The organism is Kitasatospora sp. NPDC101447, assembly GCF_044767225.1.
Classification (GTDB): Bacteria; Actinomycetota; Actinomycetes; order Streptomycetales; family Streptomycetaceae; genus Kitasatospora.
In genome coordinates, this window is the sequence record NZ_JBIWNL010000021.1 from 1 (window position 1) to 25,031 (window position 25,031).

13 protein-coding genes and 1 rRNA gene are annotated in these 25,031 nt (G+C 73.8%); 11 read left to right on the forward strand and 3 right to left on the reverse strand.

Features of this window, described 5'->3' with window-relative positions; translation table 11 throughout:
* Positions 1 to 88, forward strand: a 5S ribosomal RNA gene (gene rrf, locus ACIRST_RS26395); the annotation flags it as partial.
* 61 nt (positions 89 to 149) lie between these two features.
* Positions 150 to 995 carry a phosphatase PAP2 family protein gene (locus ACIRST_RS26400; RefSeq protein WP_350523407.1) on the forward strand — a complete coding sequence of 282 codons (846 nt, stop codon included), beginning with the start codon at positions 150 to 152 and terminating at the stop codon, positions 993 to 995.
* A gap of 84 nt (positions 996 to 1,079) precedes the next feature.
* Here ACIRST_RS26400 and ACIRST_RS26405 read toward each other — a convergent pair whose 3' ends face one another.
* A complete protein-coding gene (locus ACIRST_RS26405; protein ID WP_350523406.1) occupies positions 1,080 to 1,643 on the reverse strand; it encodes an acetate uptake transporter in 564 nt (187 codons plus the stop codon).
* A gap of 304 nt (positions 1,644 to 1,947) precedes the next feature.
* Positions 1,948 to 4,509 carry a SpoIIE family protein phosphatase gene (locus ACIRST_RS26410; protein WP_402804818.1) on the reverse strand — a complete coding sequence of 854 codons (2,562 nt, stop codon included), beginning with the start codon at positions 4,507 to 4,509 and terminating at the stop codon, positions 1,948 to 1,950.
* 416 nt (positions 4,510 to 4,925) lie between these two features.
* Between ACIRST_RS26410 and ACIRST_RS26415 the strand changes: the two genes are divergently transcribed.
* The 8 genes from ACIRST_RS26415 (at position 4,926) to ACIRST_RS26450 (ending at position 18,030) form a co-directional block, all read left to right on the forward strand.
* Positions 4,926 to 9,605 carry a HAMP domain-containing protein gene (locus ACIRST_RS26415; protein ID WP_402804820.1) on the forward strand — a complete coding sequence of 1,560 codons (4,680 nt, stop codon included), beginning with the start codon at positions 4,926 to 4,928 and terminating at the stop codon, positions 9,603 to 9,605.
* 344 nt (positions 9,606 to 9,949) lie between these two features.
* Positions 9,950 to 10,588: a response regulator gene (locus ACIRST_RS26420; RefSeq protein ID WP_350523416.1), complete on the forward strand. Its 639-nt coding sequence runs from the start codon at positions 9,950 to 9,952 to the stop codon at positions 10,586 to 10,588.
* 147 nt (positions 10,589 to 10,735) lie between these two features.
* On the forward strand, positions 10,736 to 13,417 hold the full coding sequence (locus ACIRST_RS26425) for a DNA translocase FtsK (protein WP_402804822.1): 2,682 nt from the start codon (positions 10,736 to 10,738) through the stop codon (positions 13,415 to 13,417).
* Positions 13,418 to 13,758: 341 nt separating this feature from the next.
* Positions 13,759 to 14,622: a RodZ domain-containing protein gene (locus tag ACIRST_RS26430; protein ID WP_350523403.1), complete on the forward strand. Its 864-nt coding sequence runs from the start codon at positions 13,759 to 13,761 to the stop codon at positions 14,620 to 14,622.
* Between the two features lie 97 nt (positions 14,623 to 14,719).
* Positions 14,720 to 16,210 carry a 30S ribosomal protein S12 methylthiotransferase RimO gene (gene rimO / locus ACIRST_RS26435; protein ID WP_350523402.1) on the forward strand — a complete coding sequence of 497 codons (1,491 nt, stop codon included), beginning with the start codon at positions 14,720 to 14,722 and terminating at the stop codon, positions 16,208 to 16,210.
* Positions 16,207 to 16,845, forward strand: a complete 639-nt coding sequence (pgsA, locus tag ACIRST_RS26440; protein WP_350523401.1) for a CDP-diacylglycerol--glycerol-3-phosphate 3-phosphatidyltransferase — start codon at positions 16,207 to 16,209, stop codon at positions 16,843 to 16,845. The genes rimO and pgsA overlap by 4 nt, the downstream gene beginning before the upstream one ends.
* 38 nt (positions 16,846 to 16,883) lie before the next feature.
* The gene (locus ACIRST_RS26445) at positions 16,884 to 17,345 is read left to right on the forward strand and encodes a CinA family protein (RefSeq protein ID WP_350523415.1); all 462 of its coding nucleotides are present in this window, start codon (positions 16,884 to 16,886) and stop codon (positions 17,343 to 17,345) included.
* Positions 17,346 to 17,661: 316 nt separating this feature from the next.
* Entirely contained in the window at positions 17,662 to 18,030 is a 369-nt protein-coding gene (locus ACIRST_RS26450) for a helix-turn-helix domain-containing protein (protein ID WP_049660741.1), read from the forward strand.
* Positions 18,031 to 18,458: 428 nt separating this feature from the next.
* Here ACIRST_RS26450 and ACIRST_RS26455 read toward each other — a convergent pair whose 3' ends face one another.
* Positions 18,459 to 23,198: an ATP-dependent helicase gene (locus tag ACIRST_RS26455; RefSeq protein ID WP_402804826.1), complete on the reverse strand. Its 4,740-nt coding sequence runs from the start codon at positions 23,196 to 23,198 to the stop codon at positions 18,459 to 18,461.
* A 206-nt stretch (positions 23,199 to 23,404) separates the two neighbouring features.
* On the opposite strand from ACIRST_RS26455, the gene ACIRST_RS26460 reads away from it, so the two are divergent.
* Complete coding sequence (locus ACIRST_RS26460) at positions 23,405 to 24,985, forward strand: S8 family serine peptidase (RefSeq protein WP_402804828.1); 1,581 nt, start codon at positions 23,405 to 23,407, stop codon at positions 24,983 to 24,985.
* The last annotated feature ends 46 nt before the right edge of the window (positions 24,986 to 25,031 follow it).

The window sequence follows — 25,031 nt, forward strand, 5'->3', positions numbered from 1 at the left end:
CGGTTACATTCCGAACCCGGAAGCTAAGCCTCACAGCGCCGATGGTACTGCAGGGGGGACCCTGTGGGAGAGTAGGACGCCGCCGAACAATCATTCCAAAAAGTCCCCTTCCCATCCGGGAAGGGGGCTTTTTGCGTTACCCTCTGCCAATGCAGAACCTGACCCTGACCTGGCAGTCCGCCGGGGGCGCCGCCGCCGGCCTCTACGCTGGCGCGTACGTCGCGTCGAGGGTCCGGAAGCCGTCGCTGTCGGCGCTGCTGCGGGAGGCCGGCACGCTGCTGGCGCTGTTCGCGCTGTGGCAGCTGGTCGGGCACCTGTCGGTGATGAGCGCGGACCACGCGTTGGACCGGGCGAGCTGGATCCACCACGCCGAGCAGGTGGTCGGGTTGCCCGACGAGGCCTCCTGGCAGGCGGCGATCACGCCGTACCCGGTGCTGGTGCGGCTGGCGAACTACTACTACGCGGTGATGCACTTCGCGGTGATGCTCGGCGTGCTGCTCTGGGTGTTCGTGCGGCACCGCGAGCGGTACGCGTGGGTGCGGAACACGGTGGTGATCACGACCGCGGTCTGCCTGCTGGTGCAGTTCATCCCGGTGGCACCGCCCCGGATGCTGCCCGAGAGCGGCTTCGTCGACGTGGCCGCGGTGTACGGGCAGTCGGTGTACGGGGGTGCGGTCGGCGGTGTCGTGGTGGCCGACCAGTTGTCGGCGATGCCTTCGGTGCACGTGGCCTGGTGCGTGCTGGCCGCGGTCGCGGTGATCCGGGTGTCGCGCAGTTCGCTGCGGTGGGTCATGGTGCTGCACCCGGTGCTGACGGTCGCGGTGGTCGTCGTGACGGCCAACCACTTCTGGGCGGACGGGATCGTCGCCGTCGTGATCCTCCTCTTCGCGTACGCCGTGCTGGCGTTGGCGGCACGCCGACGGGGTCGGGTCTCCGCCGGAACGGAGGCCCGACCCCGTCGCTCCGCCGAGGGGCGGTTGGAGCAGGTCCGTTGAGCCGTCTCGGGCTCCCCTGGCCGGGCAACCGGCCGGAAGCCCGGTCAGGGGCCCGGTCGGTTGCCCGAAGGATCGCCCGGCAGGTCACTTGACCGGCAGGGCGATCTTCCCCCAGGAGCCGTTGCTCAGGGCGGAGGTGGCCCAGTACCAGGCGGCGAGCCCGGAGAGGGCCGCGACCCAGCCGGCGAGCTTGCCCAGGCCGCTGTAGCCGCCGAAGGTGGCGATGGCGGAGAGCAGCAGGGAGAGCGTCAGCAGGCCGTAGACGGCACGGCTGAGCTGCCCACCGCCCCAGCCGGCCGCGGTGAGGGTGAGTGCGAGCAGGGCCCACAGCAGCAGGAACAGACCGGCGGCGTTCTTGCCCGCCCCGCCGGCCGCCGACCAGGTCGCCCAGAAGGCGCCGAGGCTGGTGAACGCGGTGCCGGTGAAGCCCTCGCCCCCGCGGAGCTGCCAGAGGCCCGCGATGAAGAGGGTGACGCCGCCGAGCAGATGGGCGAGGTGGGCCGCGTCCCCGGTGCCGGCGCCGTGCAGGATGCCGGTGGAGAGCAGACCGTAGGCGAGAAGTGTCAGGCCGAGGGCGAGGTAGCCGAGGTTACCCGCGTCGGCTCCGGTGGAACGGGCGTTCGTTGCCCCGGTAGCGTCGTTGCTCACCGGAGGCTCCTTTCACTCTGGGCGCGCGCAGGGCGCAGTGACGCTGTGGTGTGGTTTCGACGAGTGGATGCGCGCGACCGCGCCGAGGGCGCACGGCTCTGGGCGTGCGCGGGCTGCGGTCAGAATGATGGGCCAGCGGAGAGCCCGCTGGTCACGTCCCCTCCGGGTGGATTCCCCGGTGAGATCGGTCTACCCGGCGGCAGGCGCTTGTACCCTTGTGAAGATAACAATTTGTGACTGCGTCAGTTACCGTGCCAGCTACCGCGTCAGGCCCTGCGCGAGTTGCAGTGCCGGCCGGGGAGGCTCACGGCTGGCGCTGGTTGGGCACCCGCAGGGTCAGGATCGCCATGTCGTCGGACGGCGGCTCGGGGGCGAACCGCTCGACCGCGCGCTGGACGCGGGCGGCCACGGCGCCGGCGGTCAGGCCGGTGCAGCCGGTGAGCACCTCGGCGAGACCGTCGTCGCCCAGCATCCGCCGCCCCTCGCGGCGTTCGGTGACACCGTCGGTGACGCACAGCAGGACCTCGCCGGGGGCGAGTACCAGGGTCTCGGCGGTCAGGTCGAGGTCGTCCATGACACCGAGCAGCGGCTGCGGGGTGGCGGCGCGGTCGACCCGGCCGTCGGTGCGCAGCCGCAGCGGCAGCGGGTGGCCGGCGCAGACCAGGGACAGCTCGGTGCTGCCGTCCGGACGGGGCGTCAGCTCGCCGTAGAGCAGGGTCAGGAAGCGGCTGCGCGAACCCTCGTCCAGGATGGCGGCGTTGAGGCGGCGGAGCACCTGCGGGGCGTCCAGGCCCTCGCGGGCGAGCAGCCGCAGCGAGTGCCGCGCCAGGCCGGTGACCGAGGCGGCCTCGGGGCCGGTGCCGCAGACGTCGCCGATGGCGAAGCCGTAGGTGCCCTCGCGGATGGTGAACAGGTCGTAGAAGTCCCCGCCGACCTCGTTGCCCTCGCCGGCGGCCTGGTAGTACACGTCCACCTCGACGCCCGGGATCTCGGGCAGGTCCGGCGGCAGCAGGCTGCGCTGCAGGGCCTGGCTGGTGGCGGTGCGCTCGGAGTAGAGGCGGGAGTTGTCGAGGGCGAGCGCGGCGCGGCGGGAGAGGTCCTCGGCGAGTTCGAGGATCTCCTGGCGGAACCGGACGCCGGTCGGGACGCCGAGCGCCAGCAGGCCGATGACGCGGTTGCGGGCGGTCAGTGCGATGACGACGGTCTCGCCGAGCAGACCGGCGAGTTCCGGGCTGTTGGCCAGGCCGCCGACCGCGGCGGTCTCGGCGGGCGCCGTCCAGAACCGGACGCCGTGGGTGGGGCCGGCCTCGGGGACGGGGGCCTTGTCGAGGAGGTCGCGCAGGGGGTCGATGCGGTCCTCGTCCTCGTGCAGGACGAAGGCGAGCCGGGCCGGGGAGGTGTGGTCGGCGGTGGTGTAGACGGCGCACCAGGAGGCGAGGGTGGGGACGGCCATCTGGGCCATCAGCGCCAGGGTCTGCTCGTGTTCGAGCGTGCCGGCCAGCAGGTCGGAGGCTTCGACCAGGAAGGAGAGCGAGCCGCGGCGCAGCCGTTCGAGCTCGGTCAGCCGGGTGCTCTCGACGGCCAGGGCGACCCGGTCGGCGGCGAACTGGAGGCGCATCGCGTCCTCGTTGTCGTAGCGGCCGGGCGCGGTGGCGGCGATGCCGAGCGAGCCGATCAGGCGGCCCTCGACCTTGAGCGGGACGGTGAGCAGGGAGCGCATGCCGCTGTCGGAGAGCAGGGGCAGGCCGGTGGGACGGGCGGTGAGGTCCTCGTGGACGGAGGGCAGTCGGGCGGAGTCGTAGCGGTTGCCGGTCTCGACGGGGAAGCGGGCGTGCCGCCGGTGTCCGGTGGTGAGGCCGGTGGCGGCGCGGACCTCGAACTCCGTCTCGTCCTCGGTGGTCAGCAGCAGGTACGCGGCGTCGCCGTCGAGCAGATCGCGGGCGCGTTCGACGGTGCGCTGCAGCAGGGTGTCGAGGTCGTCGGTGGCGACCGGGCCGGCCAGCAGGTCGAGCCGGGGGCCGGTCTGGTCGGGGCGCTCGCCGGGCAGGGCGCGGGCGGGGTAGCGCAGGACGGCGCGGTCGGGTTCGAGGACGAGCAGACAGAGGGTCGAGGGGACGCCCTCGGTGTCCCGCACACGCACCTGGACGCCGTACACCTCGACCTCGTGGCCGTCCTGGCGGCGGATCCCGTAGCCGCCCTCCCAACGGGCCAGCCGCAGCGTGTCGGTCAGGCCCAGGCCGCGGTCCGGGGCTTGCGGCCAGACGGCGAGGTCGGCCCAGGGGCGGCCGAGGACGGCGCCGGCGGGGTAGCGGAAGAGGGCCTCGGCGTCCGGGTTCCAGGCCAGGACGCGGCCGTCCTCGTCGATCTGGACGACGGCGACGTGCACCGGGCCGGCGCTGCTCGGCAGGTCGCTGCCGGGGGTGGCGGGCACGGCGTAGCGGGTGCCGAGCACGTGTGCCGGCAGCTGGAGGCGGAACCAGACGGTCTTCCGGCCGGCCGCGTACTCGACGCCCCACCGTTCGGCGAGGGCGGAGCACATCAGCAGGCCGCGGCCGCCCTCGCCGTCGGGGTCGGCGTAGCGGTCGGAGGCGGTGACGGGTCCGTCGCCGAGGGAGGGCAGGCCGCGTTCCGGGTGGTGGTCGGTGACCTCGATCCGGACGGTCTCCTCCTCGCGCAGGCAGCAGACCTCGGCGGCGGTGCCGGCGTGCACGACGGCGTTCGTGACCAGCTCGCTGACCAGCACGACGGCGTCGTCGACGACCTCCGGCAGGCCCCAGCCGAGCAGCGCGTCCCGGACGAACCCCCGGGCGGCGGCCGCGGACCGGCCGTCGGGGTCGAAGGTGGCGGCTGCGCGCGCGGTGACCACGTTGCCACTTCTCCTCTGCTGCTCTTGCCCTGGCTGTCCGGGGTGCGGCGCCGACTTTCCCCGTGCGCGCCGTCGGGGTGAGCGGCGGCGCTGGGTCGGGTCGTGGCCCGGTGCAGCGCTCCACCCTACTTTCCGCTTGGTTCCCCGTGGGGGCGGGGAGCCGAAACAGGCACCAGAGGGTGATTCTGCCCACCTGTTTCGGACGGTGCGGCACCAACCGTGCGCAACCGGCCGTGCACCGGGCGCCGGTGCTGCCAGACTGGGGGGTCCGCGATGACCGGTACGAGCAGTACGGTCGTGTGGGTGCCGGTGCGCTGCAGAGGCCGCCGGTACGCAGCCCAGCCGGGCCGGTGCCCGGGCGCGTGCCGCACCGGCACGGGCGGTCACCGGACAGTTCACGATGTGGGAGGGGCCCGTTGAGTTCGGCCACCAAGGACGCAACCGGTACGACGCCGCCCGCCCAGCGCGGCGGCCGCTCCGGGACCGCGCCGCGGAACGCGGCCGGCCGGCGAGCGAGCCACAACCGCGGTGCGGAGCCCGCCGAGTTGCGCAAGCTGCTGTCCGCGCTGACCGCGATGCGGGACGGCAACTTCCGCCGCCGGTTGACGATTCCGGGCGACGGGCCGCTGGCGGAGATCGCCGCGGTGTTCAACGAGGTCGCCGAGCGCAACCAGCACCTGACCGGTGAACTGGCCCGGGTCCGGCGGGCGGTGGGCCGCGAGGGCCGGCTGAACGAGCGGCTGGAGACCGGTGCGGGCGAGGGCGCCTGGATGGCGGCGGTCGACAACTGCAACGCGCTGATCGACGACCTGGCCCGCCCGATGGCCGAGGTCGGCCGGGTGCTGACCTCGATCGCCGAGGGCGACCTGGACCAGAAGATGGAGCTGCGCTCGCTGCACAGCAACGGGGTGAGCCACCCGCTGCGCGGCGAGTACCTGAAGATCGGGCGGACCGTCAACGGGCTGGTGGACCAGCTTTCGGAGTTCACCGACGAGGTGACCCGGGTGGCCCGCGAGGTGGGCACCGAGGGCAAGCTCGGCGGCCAGGCCAAGGTCCGTAGCGTGTCGGGCAGTTGGAAGGACCTGGCGGACTCGGTCAACACCATGGCCGGCCGGCTGACCGCGCAGGTGCGCAACATCGCCCAGGTGACGACCGCGGTCGCCAAGGGCGACCTGTCCCGCAAGGTCACCGTCGAGGTGGCCGGCGAGATGCTGGAGCTGAAGAACACCGTCAACACCATGGTGGACCAGCTGAACGGCTTCGCCGCGCAGGTCACCGCGGTGGCCCGGGACGTCGGGACGGAGGGGCGGCTGGGCGGTCAGGCCCAGGTGCCGGGCGTGGCCGGGGTCTGGCGGGACCTCACCGACTCGGTGAACTTCATGGCCGACAACCTGACCGGCCAGGTCCGCAACATCGCCCAGGTGACGACGGCGGTGGCGCGGGGCGACCTCTCGCAGAAGATCGAGGTGGACGCGCGCGGCGAGATGCTGGAGCTGAAGAACACCATCAACACGATGGTGGACCAGCTCTCCGGCTTCGCCGAGCAGGTGACCCGGGTGGCCCGTCAGGTGGGCACCGAGGGCCGGCTGGGCGGGCAGGCGCAGGTGCCCTGGGCGGCCGGGGTGTGGCGGGACCTCACGGACAACGTCAACTTCATGGCGAACAACCTCACGGACCAGGTCCGCAACATCGCCCAGGTGACCACCGCGGTCGCCAAGGGCGACCTGTCGCAGAAGATCCAGGTGGACGCGCGCGGGGAGATCCTGGAGCTGAAGAACACCATCAACACGATGGTGGACCAGCTGGGCGCCTTCGCGGACGAGGTGACCCGGGTCGCCCGGGACGTCGGCACCGAGGGCATCCTCGGCGGCCAGGCCAGCGTGCCCGGCGTGGCCGGCATCTGGAAGGACCTGACCAACTCCGTCAACCTGATGGCCAACAACCTGACCAGCCAGGTCCGCAACATCGCCGAGGTGACCACGGCGGTGGCGCGCGGCGACGTGTCGAAGAAGATCACCGTCGACGCCCGGGGCGAGATCCTGGAGCTGGTGACCACCGTCAACACCATGGTCGACCAGCTGTCGGCGTTCGCCGACGAGGTCACCCGGGTGGCCCGCGAGGTGGGCACCGAGGGGATCCTGGGCGGCCAGGCCCGGGTGCGCGGGGTGTCGGGCATCTGGAAGGACCTGACCGACAACGTCAACTTCATGGCGTCCAACCTGACCGGTCAGGTGCGCAACATCGCCGAGGTCGCCGGTGCGGTGGCCCGCGGGGACCTCTCCAAGAAGATCTCCATCGACGCGCAGGGCGAGGTGGCGGCGCTCGCCGCGACCCTCAACACCATGGTCGACCAGCTCTCCTCCTTCGCGGTGGAGGTGACCCGGGTGGCCCGCGAAGTGGGCACCGACGGCACCCTGGGCGGCCAGGCCAGCGTGCCGGGGGTGGCCGGCATCTGGAAGGACCTGACCGACAACGTCAACCTGATGGCCAACAACCTCACCGGCCAGGTGCGGAACATCGCGCTGGTGATCACCGCGGTCGCCCGCGGCGACCTCTCGCAGAAGATCGACGTCGACGCGCGCGGCGAGATCCTCCAGCTCAAGACCAGCATCAACACCATGGTCGACCAGCTCTCCGCGTTCGCCGACGAGGTCACCCGGGTCGCCCGCGAGGTGGGCACCGACGGGCGCCTCGGCGGCCAGGCCCGGGTGCCGGGGGTCGACGGCACCTGGCAGGACCTGACCGAGTCGGTGAACGAACTGGCCAACAACCTGACCCGGCAGGTGCGCGCGATCGCCCAGGTCGCCACCGCCGTGACCAGGGGCGACCTGAGCCTGCGGATCGACGTGGACGCGGCGGGCGAGCTCGACGAGCTCAAGGACAACATCAACCAGATGATCGCCAACCTGCGCGAGACCACCCGCACCAACCAGGAGCAGGACTGGCTGAAGACCAACCTGGCCCGGATCTCCGGCCTGCTCCAGGGCCGCCGGGACCTGGAGGCGGTCGCCTCGCTGATCATGACCGAGCTGACCCCGGTGGTCTCCGCCCAGCACGGCGCCTTCTTCCTCGCCCAGCCGGCCGGCCGCACCGCCGAGCTGATCACCGAGGACGACGACGAGAACGACACCGTGCTGCGCCTGATCGGCAGCTACGGCTACCAGCGGCGGGCGATGCCGACCACCTTCCGCCCCGGCGAGTCGCTGATCGGTCAGGCCGCGGTGGAGAAGCGGGCGATCATCCTCAAGGAGGCGCCCCCCGGGTACCTCAAGATCGCCTCCGGCCTCGGCGAGGCCTCCCCGGCCCACATCGTGGTGCTGCCGGTGCTGTTCGAGGGCCGGCTGCTCGGGGTGATCGAGCTGGCCACCTTCAGCTCCTTCACCACCGTCGCGCTGGACTTCCTGAACCAGATCGCCGACCTGATCGGCGTCACGGTCAACACCATCAGCGTCAACACCAAGACCGAGGGCCTGCTGCTGGAGTCCCAGCGACTCACCGCCGAACTGTCCATGCGGTCGGCGGAGTTGGAGGCGCGCCAGGAGGAACTGGAGCGCACTAACGAGGAGTTGCAGGAGAAGGCCGAGCAACTCGCCCAGCAGAACCGCGACATCGAGATCAAGAACAGCGAGATCGAGGAGGCCCGCCAGGTCCTGGAGGAGCGCGCCGAACAGCTCGCCCTGGCCTCCCGGTACAAGAGCGAGTTCCTCGCCAACATGTCGCACGAGCTGCGCACCCCGCTCAACTCGCTGCTGATCCTGGCCAAGCTGCTCTCCGACAACAACGAGGGCAACCTCTCGCCCAAGCAGGTCGAGTTCGCCGACACCATCCACGGCGCCGGCTCCGACCTGCTCCAGCTGATCAACGACATCCTCGACCTGTCCAAGGTCGAGGCCGGCAAGATGGACGTCCGCCCGGCCCGGATCGCCCTGGTCCAGCTGGTCGACTACGTGGAGGCGACCTTCCAGCCGGTCGCGCTGGACAAGAACCTGGACTTCGCCGTCCGGGTCTCGCCCGCCCTGCCCGTCACCCTGCACACCGACGAGCAGCGGCTCCAGCAGGTGCTGCGCAACCTGATCTCCAACGCGGTCAAGTTCACCGACGCCGGCGCGGTGGACTTCGAGATCAGCCTGGCCGGTCCGGGCGTCCCGCCGCACGTGCGCGAGCGGCTGCTGGAGTCCGGCTCGATCCAGGACCCGGACGACGCCCTGATCGCCTTCGCCGTCTCCGACACCGGCATCGGCATCCCCGGCAACAAGCTGCGGGAGATCTTCGAGGCCTTCAAGCAGGCCGACGGCACCACCAGCCGCAAGTACGGCGGCACCGGCCTGGGCCTGTCGATCAGCCGGGAGATCGCCCGGCTGCTCGGCGGCGAGATCCACGCCGAGAGCGAGCTGGGCGCGGGCTCCACGTTCACGCTCTACCTGCCGCTGCGCACCGAGGCCCCGGAGACCACCGGGGAGCCGCGCCCGGGTGAGCGCCAGTCCGCGGCGGGTGCCCAGGCGCCGCGCGCCTCGGTCGGCGTCACCCCGGTGGGCCTGCCGGTGCCGGTCGGCGAGAACCCCGCCGACCACTGGGCCCAGGAGGTCCGCGAGCTGGCCGAGGAGCGCCGCCGCGGCGCCGTGGAGCGCCGGCGCAGTGCCGCCCTGGAGAGCGCCGCCGGGCCGCGGGCGGTGGAGCCCGTGCCGCTCCGGCCGGTCAACGGCGACCGGCGCTTCGACGGCCAGCAGGTGCTGATCGTGGACGACGACGTGCGCAACGTGTTCGCCCTGACCAGCGTGCTGGAGCAGCACGGCCTGACCGTCCTGTACGCCGAGAACGGGCGCGAGGGCATCGAGATGCTGGAGCAGCACGAGAACGTGGCGCTGGTCCTGATGGACATCATGATGCCGGAGATGGACGGCTACGCGACCACCGAGGCGATCCGGCGGATGCCCCAGTTCGCCGGCCTGCCGATCATCGCGCTGACCGCCAAGGCGATGAAGGGCGACCGGGAGAAGTCGCTGGAGGCGGGCGCCACCGACCACATCACCAAGCCGGTGGAGACCGACCACCTGCTGACGGTGATGAGCGAGTGGCTGAGCGGCGACCGCGGCTGAGCGGGTGGTGGGTGCTCCCGGCCGTGCGGGGGCACCCCGGTGGGTGCGCGGGGGCCGGGGGCGGCGTGAACGCCGTCGCGGGCCCCGGGGTTCACGCCTCCCGGGCGGCCGGTTTGCTGGCGGACCGGCCCGGGAACCCGGTAGGGTCACCGATCGTTGCGAACAGTGACCGGATGACGACGCCCTGCTGAGCGTGCGCCGGGGCACTGGCTGTGCGCCGCTCCGGATCGGTCACGACGGGGCGATGTGCCGGGCGAGGGGGTGCGGCTAGCATGACCGGGGTAGCGGTGGGCAGTACGCGGGTGCCTGCACCGGGCGGCAGGCAGGCGACAGGAGGGCGAGCCCTGATGCAGAAGGCGAAGATCCTCCTGGTCGACGACCGACCGGAGAACCTGCTGGCGCTGGAGGCGATCCTCTCGGCCCTGGACCAGACGCTGGTGCGCGCCGCGTCCGGTGAGGAGGCGCTCAAGGCGCTGCTCACCGACGACTTCGCGGTGATCCTGCTGGACGTCCAGATGCCCGGGATGGACGGCTTCGAGACCGCCGCCCACATCAAGCGCCGCGAGCGCACCCGGGACATCCCGATCATCTTCCTGACCGCGATCAACCACGGCCCGCACCACACCTTCCGCGGCTACGCGGCCGGCGCGGTGGACTACATCTCCAAGCCCTTCGACCCGTGGGTGCTGCGCGCCAAGGTCTCCGTCTTCGTCGACCTCTACGTGAAGAACTGCCAGCTGAAGGAGCAGGCCGCGCTGCTGCGGCTGCAGCTGGAGGCGGGCGGCGGCGAGCCGGTCCTCGGCGGGGCGCTGCTGGGCGAGCTGTCCGCGCGGCTGGCGGCGGTCGAGGAGCAGGCGGAGGCGCTCGGCAAGCAGTTGGACGGGGGCGAGGACGCGGGCGTCGCGGCGACCGCCGCGCACCTGGAGCGCAAACTGGTGGCGCTGCGCCGGGCGCTCGACGCGATGCGCCCCGGAAGCTCCTGATCCGCTGCCCCGCGTTCACCCGTCAGGGTGGTCCCGTGCGGCGTTCGGGTGAATCCCGGTCAGCGTGACGGTGTGTCTGCGACACGTCGGGGCGGCCCGGCTCGGGCACATGTGCACCGGTGGTCCACCCCGGTAGGCTGCTGACCCATGGCCACTCGCACGCCCGGAAACGCAGCACGTAAGACGAGTCCGGGACCGTCCAAGAAGGCCGCGGCGAAAGCCCCGGGCAAGCCGCCCGCGAAGAAGGCGGCGGCGAAGAAGGCGGCTCCCGCGAAGAAGGCCGCGGCCAAGTCGGCCCCGCCGCCGGCACCGCCGTCCAGGTCGGTGCTGATGGGCGCCCTCAACGCGATCGCCAGCCCGATCGCCGCGATCTTCCGCGGCTTCGGCGACGGTGCCAAGAACCTCGACCCGGCCCACCGCAAGGACGGCGTCGGCCTGCTGCTGTTCGCGCTCGCGCTGGTGACCGGCGCCGGCACCTGGTTCAGCCCGCAGGGCTGGCTGGGCGAGGCGGCCACCGCCGTGGTGTCCGGGCTGTTCGGCCGGCTCGACGTGCTGGTGCCGTTCCTGCTGGCCGCGATCGCGATCCGGCTCTGGCGCCACCCGGAGCTGCCGGAGGCCAACGGCCGGATCGTGATCGGGCTGAGCACGCTGCTGGTCGGCGTCCTCGGTCTGGTCCACATCGGCTGCGGCGCGCCCATGATGGGCAGCGGCGCCTCCCGGATAAGGGGGGCCGGCGGCATCATCGGCTGGGCCGCGTCCACCCCGATGATGGCCGCCGCGGGGCCCGCGCTCGCCGTGCCGCTGCTCCTGCTGCTGGCCTTCTTCGGCCTGCTGGTGGTCACCGCCACACCCGTCAACCGGATCGGTGAGCGGGTGCGGTGGATGGGCATACGGCTCGGCGTGGTCGAGCCCGGGCCGGAGGACCAGGTGCGCAGGGGGCGTGCGCCGGGGCGTGAGCTGTCCACCGAGCCGCCGGAGGACGCCGACCCCGACGCGCTGCCGTTCACCGTGGACAGCGGCGCTGACGACCCGACGGACGAGGTCGCCGCCCGCCGGCGCCGCCGCCGGCGCAGGCAGGCCGACCCGGACGACCCGGCGGAGGCCGTGCGGGTCTCCCTCGACAAGGAGCCGCTGGACCCGTACACCACCCGCAACCTCGCCGCCGGCGCGGCCGCCGACCTGGACGGCGCACTGGTCTACGGCGTGCCCGCCTCCTCCGCGGTGGCGGACATGATGCACCAGGTGCAGGACCGCACCGCACCGCCCGAGGAGCCCGCCGTCCCGGCCGCCCGCAGCGGCGGCCCGGGCGCCCCCGAGGAGCACGGCGCGGCCCCGGTGCGGATGGAGCAGCTCCAGCTCGGCGAGGGCGTCGGCTACGCGCTGCCCTCCCTCGACCTGCTGGAGCGCGGCGGCCCCGCGAAGGCCCGCAGCGCGCTCAACGACGAGGTGGTCGCCCAGCTCACCGGCACCTTCAGCGAGTTCAAGGTGGACGCCCGGGTCACCGGCTTCACCCGCGGCCCGACGGTCACCCGCTACGAGGTCGAGCTCGGCCCGGCCGTCAAGGTGGAGCGGATCACCGCCCTCGCCAAGAACATCGCGTACGCGGTGGCCAGCCCGGACGTGCGGATCATCAGCCCGATCCCGGGCAAGTCCGCGGTCGGCATCGAGATCCCCAACCGGGACCGCGAGATGGTCAACCTCGGCGACCTGCTGCGCTCGCGCACGGCCGCCGAGGACTCGCACCCGATGGTCGTCGGCATGGGCAAGGACGTCGAGGGCCACACCGTGATGGCCAACCTCGCCAAGATGCCGCACATCCTGGTGGCCGGCGCGACCGGTGCGGGCAAGTCGTCCTGCATCAACTGCCTGATCACCTCGATCCTCGCGCGGGCCACCCCGGACGAGGTGCGGATGGTGCTGGTCGACCCCAAGCGGGTCGAGCTGACGGCGTACGAGGGCATCCCGCACCTGATCACGCCGATCATCACCAACCCCAAGAAGGCCGCCGAGGCCCTCCAGTGGGTGGTCCGCGAGATGGACATGCGCTACGACGACCTCGCGGCGTACGGCTTCCGGCACGTGGACGACTTCAACGCGGCGGTGCGGGCGGGCAAGGTCACCCCACCGTTGGGCAGCGAGCGGGAGCTCCGGCCGTACCCGTACCTGCTGGTGATCGTCGACGAGCTGGCGGACCTGATGATGGTCGCTCCGCGCGACGTCGAGGACTCCGTCGTCCGGATCACCCAGCTGGCCCGCGCGGCCGGCATCCACCTGGTGCTCGCCACCCAGCGGCCCTCGGTGGACGTGGTCACCGGCCTGATCAAGGCCAACGTGCCGTCCCGGCTGGCCTTCGCGACCTCCGCGATGGCCGACTCCCGGGTCATCCTGGACCAGCCCGGCGCGGAGAAGCTGATCGGCAAGGGCGACGCGCTCTTCCTGCCGATGGGCGCGAGCAAGCCGATCCGCATGCAGGGCGCGTTCGTCACCGAGGCGGAGATCGCCAAGGTGGTGCAGCACTGCAAGGACCAGCTGTCCGCCGTCTACCGGGACGACGTGACGGTCGGCGGCGGGCCGAAGAAGGAGATCGACGAGGAGATCGGCGACGACCTGGACCTGCTGATCCAGGCGGCCGAGCTGGTGGTCTCCACCCAGTTCGGCTCGACCTCGATGCTCCAGCGCAAGCTCCGGGTCGGCTTCGCCAAGGCGGGCCGGCTGATGGACCTGATGGAGTCGCGCGGGATCGTCGGCCCCAGCGAGGGCTCCAAGGCCCGCGACGTCCTGGTGAAGCCGGACGAGCTGGACGGGGTGCTGGTGACCCTGCGGGGCTGACCGGCCGTGCCGTCCGGCGCCCCCGCGCGCCGGACGGGTGCGCGGCCGGGGCGGCACGGGGCTGTCCGGGGCGCCTGAGTCCCCGTGCCCCGGACGGGGTGTCACTCGTTCGGAGGAGGGTAGGCGCGCTGCGGGGAACCGAACGCCCGCACACCGCGTCACAGGCCGGAAAGCGAACCCCGGGGAGCCCGCGTGCGGCTCCGTTGACGACCGGTCAACGGGCTGCCGGACCCCGGCCGGGGCGGGTGCACGCATTCGGTCCCGTTCCGCTTGAGAAACGATCCGCCCACGCCCCTAGACTGTTCCCCAGCAGGTGGCCATCCGCTCGAAAGGCGTGCCCCGTGACCATCGGCAAGTCCTCCGACCACGAGAACGCCCCGTCGTCCGTCGAACCGACCGACGACGCGGCGCAGGCGGCCGATGCCCCGAGCATCGGCCGGGTGCTGTCCGCCGCCCGGATCGACGCGGGCCTCACGGTGGACCAGGTGAGTACCGCCACCCGCATCCGGGTGCCGATCGTCCATGCCGTCGAGGAGGACGACTTCGGCCGCTGCGGGGGCGACTTCTACGCTCGCGGGCACATCCGCTTGATCGCCCGCGCCGTCGGCGTGGACGGCGACGGGCTGGTGGCCCGCTACGACGCCGCGCACGGCGGCCCGCCCGCCGCCAAGCGCCCGGCGGGCCAGCTGATCGACAGCGGCCCGATCAAGGTGCCCAGCCGCGGCCGGCCGAACTGGGCGGCCGCCATGGTCGCCGCGATCGTCGCGGTGGTCGCCCTGATCGGCTTCAACCTGGTCAGCGGCAAGGACGGGCACGGCACCACCGGCTCCGCCAGCGCGCCGCTGCCCAGCGGCTCCGGCACCGGATCGGTCGCCCCCGTCGCGACGCCCACCGTCCAGCCGCCGGCGCCCGCGCCGAGCGCCGCCGCGATCGCCGCCGTCCCGGCCGACAAGGTCACCGTGAAGCTGGTCGCCGAGGGCACCAGCTGGGTCTCGGCGATGGACGGCAGCGGCAAGTCGCTGTTCCAGAACAACATCAACGACGGCCAGGACCAGACCTTCACCGACCCCAAGCAGATCAAGCTGGTGCTGGGGAACGGCGGGGCCGTGCACGCGTACGTCAACGGCAAGGACCTCGGTCTCCTCGGCAAGGACGGGCAGGTGGTGCACGTCACGTACACCCCCGGAGACCCGCAGGCGGGCTGACCACAGGGGTCGGCGAGGGCCGGTCACGACCGGCCGAATCGAGGCGCGCGGCCTCCGGGGCGAACGGCACCGGAGGCCGCGCGTTAATCTTGGGCCTATGCCTGAACGCCGTACTGTCGCCCTTGTCACGCTCGGATGCGCCCGCAACGAGGTGGACTCCGAGGAACTCGCCGGGCGACTGGAGGCCGACGGCTGGTCGCTGGTCGACGACGCCGCCGAAGCGGACGTCGCCGTCGTCAACACCTGCGGCTTCGTCGAGGCCGCCAAGAAGGACTCCGTGGACGCCCTGCTGGAGGCCAACGACCTCAAGGGGCACGGCCGGACCCAGGCCGTCGTCGCGGTCGGCTGCATGGCCGAGCGGTACGGCAAGGAGCTCGCCGACGCGCTGCCCGAGGCGGACGGTGTCCTCGGCTTCGACGACTACGCCGACATCTCCGACCGCCTGCAGACCATCCTCTCCGGCGGCCACCACGCCCCGCACATCCCGCGCGACCGCCGCAAGCTGCTGCCGATCAGCCCCGCCGAGCGGCAGTCCGCCGCCGAGGCCGTCGCGCTGCCCGGCCACGGCGCCGAGGCCGCCGCCGAGCCGATCGCCGACCTGCCCGACGGCCTCGCCCCGGCCTCCGGCCCGCGCACCCTGCGCAAGCGCCTGGACGACAACCCGGTCGCCTCGGTCAAGCTCGCCTCCGGCTGCGACCGCCGCTGCTCCTTCTGCGCCATCCCGGCCTTCCGCGGCTCGTTCATCTCCCGCCGCCCCTCCGACGTGCTGCACGAGGCCCAGTGGCTGGCCGGGCAGGGCGTCCGCGAGATCGTCCTGGTCAGCGAGAACAACACCTCGTACGGCAAGGACCTCGGCGACATCCGGCTGCTGGAGACGCTGCTCGGCGAGATCTCCGCGATCGAGGGCGTCGAGCGGGTGCGGGTCTCCTACCTGCAGCCGGCCGAGATGCGCCCGGGCCTGATCGACGCGATGACCGGCACCACCGACGTGGTGCCCTACTTCGACCTGTCCTTCCAGCACTCGGCGCCCGCCGTGCTGCGCCGGATGCGCCGCTTCGGCTCCACCGACCAGTTCCTGGAGCTGCTGGGCACCATCCGCGACAAGGCCCCGCAGGCCGGCGCCCGGTCCAACTTCATCGTCGGCTTCCCCGGCGAGACCGCGGAGGACTTCGCGGAGCTGGAGCGCTTCGTCACCCACGCCGGGCTGGACGCGATCGGCGTCTTCGGCTACTCCGACGAGGACGGCACCGAGGCCGCGACCTACGACGGCAAGCTCGACGCCGACGTGATCGCCGAGCGGCTGGACCGGCTGAGCCGACTGGCCGAGGAGATGACCGCCCAGCGGGCCGAGCAGCGGATCGGCACCGAGGTCGAGGTGCTGATCGAGTCGATCGAGGACGGCGTGGTCGAGGGCCGGGCCGGCCACCAGGCCCCGGAGACCGACGGTCTGACCACCCTGGAGGGCGTCGAAGCCCCCGAGGTGGGGCAGTTCTGGCGGGCCAAGGTGGTCGCCAGCGAGGGCGTCGACCTGATCGCCGAGGCGCTGGAGCAGGTGCGGCTCCGTTCGGTCCCGGGAGCCGGGGAATGACCAAGGGGCCCGGCGCCCCGGCCGCGGCCCACCCGGGCAGACCGGTGGCCGCGGCGCCGGCGACCCCGGGGATCTGGAACATCGCCAACGTGCTCACGATGGTCCGGGTGCTGCTGGTCCCGGTCTTCGTGCTGCTGCTGTTCGCCGACGGCGGGCACAACCCCAAGTGGCGCTCGGTCGCCTGGGCCGCGTTCGCCATCGCGATGATCACCGACCTGTTCGACGGGGAACTGGCCCGCCGCAAGGGCCTGGTCACCGACTTCGGGAAGATCGCCGATCCGATCGCGGACAAGGCGATCATGGGCTCCGCGCTGATCGGCCTCTCGCTGCTCGGCGACCTGCCCTGGTGGGTCACCGTGGTGATCCTGGCCCGGGAGCTGGGCATCACGCTGATGCGGTTCTGGGTGATCCGCTACGGGGTCATCCCGGCCAGCCGCGGCGGCAAGCTCAAGACGCTGACCCAGGGCACCGCGGTCGGCATGTACGTCCTGGCCCTGACCGGGTGGCTGGCCACCGGGCGGGCCGTGCTGATGGGACTGGCGGTGCTGCTGACCGTCGGCACCGCGCTGGACTACGTCGGACAGGCGCTGCGGCTGCGCCGCGAGGGACAGGCCGCGGAACGCGCGGGCCGTTGAGCGACAGGGGGGACCGGGTGGCGGAGCACGACTACCGGCTGGCGGAGCGGGCGCACGCCGCGCTGCGGGCCGAGGGCGGCACGCTGGCCGTCGCGGAGTCGCTGACCGGCGGTCTGCTGGCCGCCGCGCTGGTGGACGTCCCCGGGGCCTCCGCGACCTTCCGGGGTTCCGTCACGGCGTACGCGACCGAGCTCAAGGCCTCCGTGCTCGGTGTGGACGAGGGCCTGCTGGACGTCCACGGGCCCGTCCACCCGGTGGTGGCCCGGCAGATGGCCGAGGGCGTGCGGGGGCTGCTGGGGGCCACGTACGGGCTCGCGACGACCGGGGTGGCCGGTCCGGACCCGCAGGACGGACAGCCGGTGGGCACCGTACACCTGGCGGTCGCCGGCCCGGGGGGAACTCTGGTCAGTTCGCTCCTGCTGTCGGGCGGCCGTGCCACAATCCGTCACGGAGCGGTGACCGCCGCACTGGAGCTGCTCGTCGGCCGGCTCGCACGGTAGGGGCCCCTCCGACGGATCTCCACCGAACCGAGATCTGCCGATCTGGCGCCCGGGTATGGCACAGCTGGAGGATCGTGTTACATCCAACAGCCTGGTTGGGCAGAAACCAGGTGGCGAACGAGTTGCGTGACGGTGGCCGGGTGGGCCGCGACGGGTACCACGAGGGGCCCGCGAACCCGGGTACGACACCGGAACGAGGAGGGGGACAGCCTTGCAGCCCAGAGTGAACACGACCAGGGTCCCCGCACGCGAAGCGGGCAAGGCGGTACGGTGGGGGCGTGACATCTCGATCCGCAGTCCGAGGAGGGAGGCACCGATGATCCTGCTCCGTCGCCTACTGGGCGATGTACTGCGTCGGCAGCGCCAGCGCCAGGGCCGCACACTCCGCGAGGTGTCGGCGGCCGCCAGGGTTTCGCTCGGGTACCTCTCCGAGGTCGAGCGCGGACAGAAGGAGGCCTCCTCGGAGCTGCTCTCCGCCATCTGCGACGCACTCGACGTCCGGATGTCCGAGGTCATGCGCGAGGTCAGCGACGAACTGTCGCTCGCCGAACTTGCGGCGATGGCCACCCTCTCCGAAGGTGATCTGCTGAGGCCGGTACTCGAACCGGTTCCGCTTCCCGCCCCCGGCACCGACCGGGCGAACATGTCGCCCAAGGCCGCCGCGATGGACGTGGTCGCCGCCTGATCCCGGCCTCGACCCGGGCATCGCCGCCCGGGGCGAGCGAAGGGAGGGCGATCGTGCGGAGAGACGCGAAGATGCGCCCGGCAGCCCGAATACGGGCGCGGGCGCGGTTGTTGCTCCGGAAACGGCGTCCGGTGCGGTGGGTCCTGGCGGCAGTGGCGGCCGGGCTCGCCTGGTGGCTCCTGGTCGTCCGGGGACAGGCGGTCGACGGTGCGGCGCTGGGGCTGCTCGCGGCCGGAGGCTGGGGCCTCGGCCTCATCCCGGTCCACGCCGACCGGAACGCGACCGGACCGGCCCGTCGCCGGAGCACTGAGGCAGTACGACCGGTGGAGGCACAACCGCCGCCGATCGGGTGATTCGACGTGGCCGGAGGCCGCGGGGTCCGGGACCCCGCGGCCTCCGCCGTGTCCGGGGGCGGGTGCGCCGACGGACTACGGCCGCAGGCGCAGGCCGCGCGGGGTGGCGTGGAAGCCCGCCTCCTCCAGGGCGCGGCCGAGCTCCGAACCGAGGGCGGGCTCGCCGTTGGCCCGCTCCACCGTGACGCTGCCGAGCGCGCCCCCGCGGACGGCGGCGGCCAGTGCTCCCGCCGCGAGCGCCCGGGTGCCCCCGTCCTCCGGCCAGGCCAGCAGGGACTTGCCGCCGCGCTCCACGTACAGCGCCAGCTCGCCGTCCACCAGGACCACCAGGGCGCCCGCCTTGCGGCCCGGACGGTGGGCCGTGGACTCCTTGCCGCCGGGGGCGGTGGGCGGCTCGGGCCAGGGCAGCGCGGCGCCGTAGGCGTTCGCCGGGTCGGCGGCGGCCAGCACCAGCGTCTGCGGCGGCTCGGTGGCCGGGGCGGCCGGCCACTCGGTGGCCGCGGTGCGCTCCAACCGGCCGTTGACCGAGCGCAGCCGGTCGGCCGCGCCCTCCATGGCGAACTGGGCGCCGCCCAGGCCCTCGACGAAGTAGCCCCGACGGGCCCGTCCGCGCTCCTCCATCGCCGCCAGCACCCGGTAGACCCCGGCGAAGCCGCCGGGCACCCGCTCGGCCGCGACCGCCCCCCTGGTGAGCAGACCGTGCCGGTCCAGCAGGTTCTGCGCCTGCGCGGTGGCCCGGACCGTCGGGTCGGCGGCGAGGGCGGGCAGCAGCGACCAGCGCCCGGCCACCGTCGGCGGGCCGCTGCGCAGGGCGCCGCCGGGGCGGCCCAGGGCGCGGCCGGCGGTGCCGTAGCGGCCGCGCGGGGTGGACCGGGGCGCGCGGTGGGCGGTGGCGCCCGCCGTCCGGCCGGAGCCGAGCAGGGCGCGCAGCGGGGCGAGGGTGTCGTTGGTGACGTAACCAGCCCAGACCAGGTCCCAGAGGGCCTCGACGACCGCGGGCTCCGGGGCCTCCTCCGGCAGCTGCTGGACGAGTTGGCGGAAGAACAGGCCGTAGCCGCCCGCCAGCGCCGACATCAGGGCGCTGTGCAGCGGGGTGAGCGCGGGCGGGACGGGCTCGGGCCGCAGCAGGTGGGCGTTCTCGGTGAGGTGGAGGCTGAGCCAGCCGTCCTTGCCGGGCAGCGCCCCGGCGCCGCACCAGCCGATCTCGCCGGCCGCCGTCAACTCGTCCAGCAGGCCGGGGGAGTAGTCGGCGAGCCGGGCCGGGAGGACCAGCTTCTCCAGGGCGGATGCGGGCAGCGCGGTGCCCTGCAGTTGTTCGACCACCCGGAGCAGACCGTCCGGGCCGCGCAGCCGGTGGCCGGCCAGGTGCTGCCACTGCGGGAGGAAGGCGGCCAGGGCGCGCGGCGGGACCGGCTCGACCTCCTGGCGCAGGGCCGCCAGCGAGCGGCGGCGCAGCCTGCGCAGCACCTCGGCGTCGCACCACTCCGGTGCGGTGCGGTCGACGGGGGCGGCGCCGAGCGCTTCCGGCGAAGGGTGCCGGCGGGCGGTGGGCGGGAGGAACTGGCCCTGGACCAGGCGGCCGGCGGCGGTGAGGCGGTGCAGCGCGCCGGTCACGACGGCGCTGCCCAGGCCGAAGCGGGCGGCGGCCTCGGCGGCGGTGAACGGGCCGTGGGTCCGGGCGTGGCGGGCGATCAGATCGCCCAGCGGGTCCTTGACCGGCTCGGTGAAGGCCTCGGGGACGCCGACCGGCAACGGGGTGCCGAGTGCGTCGCGCAGCCGCCCGGCGTCCTCGATCGCGGCCCAGCGCTGGTCACCGGCGATCCGGACCTGGATCACCCGGCGGGCGGCCTCCAGCTCCAGCGCCCAGAGCGGTTCGGCGCCGCGGGCGGTCAACTCGGCCTCGGTGAGCGGGCCGAGCAGGCGCAGGGCGTCGGCGACGCCCTCGGCGTCCTTGATCCGGCGCTCCGGGGTGAGGCGCTGGAGTTCGGCCTCCAGCTCGGCGAGCACCCGCGGGTCGAGCAGTTCGCTCAGCTCGGCCTGGCCGAGGAGTTCGGACAGCAGCCGGGAGTCCAGCGAGAGGGCGGCGGCGCGGCGCTCGGCGAGCGGGGAGTCGCCCTCGTAGAGGAACTGGGCGACGTAGCCGAAGAGCAGCGAGCGGGCGAAGGGCGAGGGTTCCGGGGTGGTGACCTCGACCAGGCGGACGGCGCGGGATTCGAGGTCGCCCATCAGCTCGACCAGGCCGGGGACGTCGAAGACGTCCTGCAGGCACTCCCGGACGGCCTCCAGGACGATCGGGAACGAACCGTACTCGGAGGCGACTTCGAGGAGTTGGGCGGCGCGCTGGCGCTGCTGCCACAGCGGGGTGCGGCGGCCGGGGTTGCGGCGGGGCAGCAGCAGGGCGCGGCCGGCGCACTCGCGGAAGCGGGAGGCGAACAGGGCGGAGCCGCCGACCTGGTCGGTGACCAGCTGCTCGATCTCGCCGGGCTCGAACAGGGCGGCGTCGGCGCCGACCGGGGCCTCGTCCGCACCGGGCCGGGCGGCCGGGGCGGCGGGGGCGGCGAAGTCGAAGTCGGGGGAGAGCAGGTCGGCGTCGGGCAGGCGGAGCACGATGCCGTCGTCGGCGTGCATGACCTGCGGGTCCAGGCCGTGCTTCTCGCGCAGCCGGGCGCCGAGGGCGAGGGCCCAGGGCGCGTGCACCTGGGCGCCGAAGGGGGAGTGGATGACGATCCGCCAGTCGCCGAGTTCGTCCCGGAAGCGCTCGACCACGATGGTGCGGTCGTCCGGGAGGTGGCCGCAGGCGGCGCGCTGTTCGGCGAGGTAGTCGAGCAGGTTGGCGGCGGCCCAGTCGTCCAGCCCGGCCTGCTTGAGGCGTTCGGTGGCGGCCTCGGGCTGCAGCGCCCCCAGTTCGCGGGTGAACGCGCCGAGGGCGCGGCCGAGTTCGAGCGGGCGGCCGAGGGTGTCGCCCTTCCAGAACGGGAGCCGGCCGGGGATGCCGGGGGCGGGGGTGACGAGCACCTTGTCGTGGGTGATCTCCTCGATCCGCCAGGAGGTGGTGCCGAGGGTGAACACGTCGCCGACGCGGGACTCGTAGACCATCTCCTCGTCGAGCTCGCCGACCCGGCCGCCGCCTTTCTTGGGATCCGTGCCGGCGATGAACACGCCGAACAGGCCGCGGTCGGGGATGGTGCCGCCGGAGGTGACGGCCAGGCGCTGGGCGCCGGGGCGGCCGGTCACGGTGCCGGCCACCCGGTCCCACACCACGCGCGGGCGCAGCTCGGCGAAGGCGTCCGAGGGGTAGCGGCCGGCCAGCATGTCGAGGACGGCGTCGAAGGCGGACTGGGGGAGGGTCGCGAAGGGCGCGGCGCGGCGGACCACGGCGAGCAGGTCGTCCACCGGCCAGGAGTCCAGGGCCGTCATCGCGACCAGCTGCTGGGCGAGCACGTCCAGCGGGTTGCGCGGGATGCGCAGCGCCTCGATCCGGCCGGCCCGCATCCGCTCGGTGACCACCGCCGACTGCACGAGGTCGCCGCGGTACTTGGGGAAGAAGACGCCGGTGGAGACGGCGCCGACCTGGTGGCCGGCCCGGCCGACCCGCTGCAGGCCGGAGGCGACCGAGGGCGGGGACTCGACCTGGACGACGAGTTCCACGGCGCCCATGTCGATGCCCAGCTCCAGGCTGGAGGTGGCGACCACGGCCGGCAGCCGGCCGGCCTTCAGCTCCTCCTCGACCAGGGAGCGCTGCTCCTTGGAGACGGAGCCGTGGTGGGCCCGGGCGATGACCGCGGGCGCGCCCTTGGCGGCGCCGGAACCGCCCATCAGCTGGGCCGGGGCGTGCGCCCCGGGGGTGACGGTGCCGGTGGCGCGCTCGTGGGCGATCTCGTTCAGCCGGTTGCACAGGCGCTCGGCGAGGCGGCGGGAGTTGGCGAAGACGATGGTCGAGCGGTGCGCCTCGACCAGGTCGACGATCCGCTCCTCGACGTGCGGCCAGATCGAGGTCTGTCGCTGCGGGTCGCTGTCGGCGGCGCCGCCGGTGGCCGGTGCGGCGGGCAGGTCGTCCAGGTCGGGGACGGGGACGACCACCGAGAGGTCGAAGTCCTTGTCGGCGGGGGGCTGGACGACGACGGCGCCGCGCTGCGGGCTCAGGAAGCGGGCGACCTCCTCGACCGGGCGGACCGTCGCGGACAGGCCGATCCGGCGTGCCGGGCGGTCCAGCAGCTCGTCCAGCCGCTCCAGGGTGAGCGCGAGGTGGGCGCCGCGTTTGGTGCCGGCGACGGCGTGCACCTCGTCCAGGATCACCGTGTCCACCCCGCGCAGGGCTTCCCGGGAGGCGGAGGTGAGCAGCAGGAACAGTGACTCGGGGGTGGTGATCAGGATGTCCGGCGGGTGGGTCGCGAAGCGGCGGCGGTCGGCGGCCGGGGTGTCGCCGGAGCGGATGGCGACCTGGACCTCGGGCTCGGGCAGGCCGAGCCGGACGGCGGCCTGGCGCAGGCCGGTCAGCGGGGCGCGCAGGTTCCGTTCGACGTCCACCGCGAGGGCCTTGAGCGGTGAGACGTAGAGGACGCGGCAGCGGCGCTTGGTCTCGGCCGGCGGCGGGGTGCTGCTGAGCCGGTCCAGGGCGGAGAGGAAGGCGGCGAGCGTCTTGCCGGAGCCGGTGGGGGCGACCACCAGGACGTCGGTGTCCCGTCCGATGGCGCGCCAGGCCTCGGCCTGGGCGGTGGTGGGGGCGGAGAAGGCGCCGGTGAACCAGGCCCGGGTGGTCGGGGCGAAGCCGGCGAGCGGGTCGTCGGCGGGCGGGATCGGGTGCTGGGGCGCCATGCCCCCATGGTGCCGGGTGGGACCGACAACCGGGCGCGGGGCGGGGCCGGCGGGCGGGAGCGTCCGGGGAGGCGGGGTGCGGCTGGGCCGTCCCGGGAGGCGGGGGGTGCAAGCCAGGGGGCAGAAACGACAATCCGCTCATATGGTGATGATTCGGAAGCTTGATCCATTCGTGACCCACCGGAACGACGAGCGGAGACCGTGCGATGGCGCAGGCGCACCTGCCGGGCAGGCCCGCCCGCGCCGCCCGGCGCCGCCGGGTCGGCGGGCCCGCCCGGGCGTTGCTCGCGATGCTGCTCACGGCCCTCGTGCTGGGTGGGGCCGTCCCGTCCGTGTCCGGGCCCGGGCGGTCCTACCTCAGCTACCTGGTGCTGGCCGGGCGGGAGGACGCGTCCGGGGCGGCCCGGGCCGGGGCGGAGAGCCGGGCGGCGGGTGGGCAGGTGGTGCAGGAGTACCCGCAGATCGGGGCCGTCCTGACGTACGCGACCGGGAGGTTCGCGGACAAGGTGCGCAGCCGGCCCGGGATCGCCGCCGTCGGCGCGACCCGCACCGCGCCGGTGGTGGCGCCGCCCCGGGCGGTGGACGGGGCCGGGGACTTCACGGTGGGCGCGGACCGGGGCGCGCACGGGGCCGTCGGTGCGGACGCCCTCGGCGCCCTCGGCGCGGTCCGCGCCGGGGACGACCGGGCGGCCGGGTCGGGCACCGCCACCGTGCCCGACCCCGCCGAGGGCGGCGCCTGGAACCTCGCCATGCTCGGCGCGACCGCGCTCCGCACCGGCGACGCCTCCCCGGGGCCGAACAGCGCCCCCGCGGGCGTCGTGCCGGACCCCGAGGCGCTGCACCGGGTGCTGGTCGCCGTGCTGGACTCCGGCGTGGACGACACCCACCCCGACCTGCGCGCAGCCGTCGACCCGAAGGCCTCCGCCTCCTGCGCCGACGGTCGGCCCGACGCCCGCACCGGCGCCTGGCGGCCCGACCCCGGAGTGGGGGAGAGCGGCCACGGCACCCACGTCGCCGGGATCGTCGGCGCCGCCCGGGACGGCCGCGGCGTCACCGGGGTCGCGCCGGGCGTGCGGATCGCCGCCGTCCGGCTGCTCGGACCGCTCGGGCAGTACTACGCCGAGAACATGGTCTGCGGGCTGCTCTGGGCCGCCGACCACGGCGCCAAGGCGGTCAACAACAGCTACTTCGCGGACCCGTGGAAGTACAACTGCCCCGAGGACCGGGACCAGGCCGCGTTGGCCGCCGCCGTCGGACGGGCCGCCGGGTACGCCCGGAGCAAGGGCGCGGTGGTGGTCGCCTCGGCGGGCAACGACGCGCAGGACCTCGGCGCCCCCCGGACCGACGAGCGCAGCCCCAACGACCGGGTCTCCGGCCCGGCGCAGACCCGCTACCTGGGCACCGAGTGCGTCCGGCTGCCCGGCGAGCTGCCCGGCGTCGTCACCGTCACCGCCGTCGACCGGGACGGCCACCCGTCCGCCTACACCAACTTCGGGCGCGGCCGGGTCTCGCTGGCCGCCCCCGGCGGCGACCCGGACGGCGGGCCGCAGAACGCGATCGTCTCCGACTGGCCGGGCGGCCAGTACGCGGCGCTGGCCGGCACCTCGATGGCGGCCGCGCACGTGACCGGCGCGGTGGCGGTGGCGGCCGCACTGCACCCGGACTTCGACTCGGACGCGCTGGCGGCGTTGCTCGCGAACACGGCGGCGGCGGGCTGCCCGCCCGGACCGTACGCCTGCGGGGACCGGCAGTACTTCGGGGCGGGGCTGCTGGCACTGCCGCGGTGAGCCCGGGGGCGCACGGGGTCACGGGCCGGGCGGGGTCCGGGGCCGG

Bases quoted from the DNA above. Each gene is read 5' to 3' on its own strand.
- ACIRST_RS26400 (WP_350523407.1), top strand. From the start codon at position 150: ATGCAGAACCTGACCCTGACCTGGCAGTCCGCCGGGGGCGCCGCCGCC.
- ACIRST_RS26425 (WP_402804822.1), top strand. From the start codon at position 10,736: ATGGCCACTCGCACGCCCGGAAACGCAGCACGTAAGACGAGTCCGGGA.
- rimO (WP_350523402.1), top strand. From the start codon at position 14,720: ATGCCTGAACGCCGTACTGTCGCCCTTGTCACGCTCGGATGCGCCCGC.
- pgsA (WP_350523401.1), top strand. From the start codon at position 16,207: ATGACCAAGGGGCCCGGCGCCCCGGCCGCGGCCCACCCGGGCAGACCG.
- ACIRST_RS26450 (WP_049660741.1), top strand. From the start codon at position 17,662: ATGATCCTGCTCCGTCGCCTACTGGGCGATGTACTGCGTCGGCAGCGC.
- ACIRST_RS26455 (WP_402804826.1), bottom strand. From the start codon at position 23,198: ATGGCGCCCCAGCACCCGATCCCGCCCGCCGACGACCCGCTCGCCGGC.
- ACIRST_RS26460 (WP_402804828.1), top strand. From the start codon at position 23,405: ATGGCGCAGGCGCACCTGCCGGGCAGGCCCGCCCGCGCCGCCCGGCGC.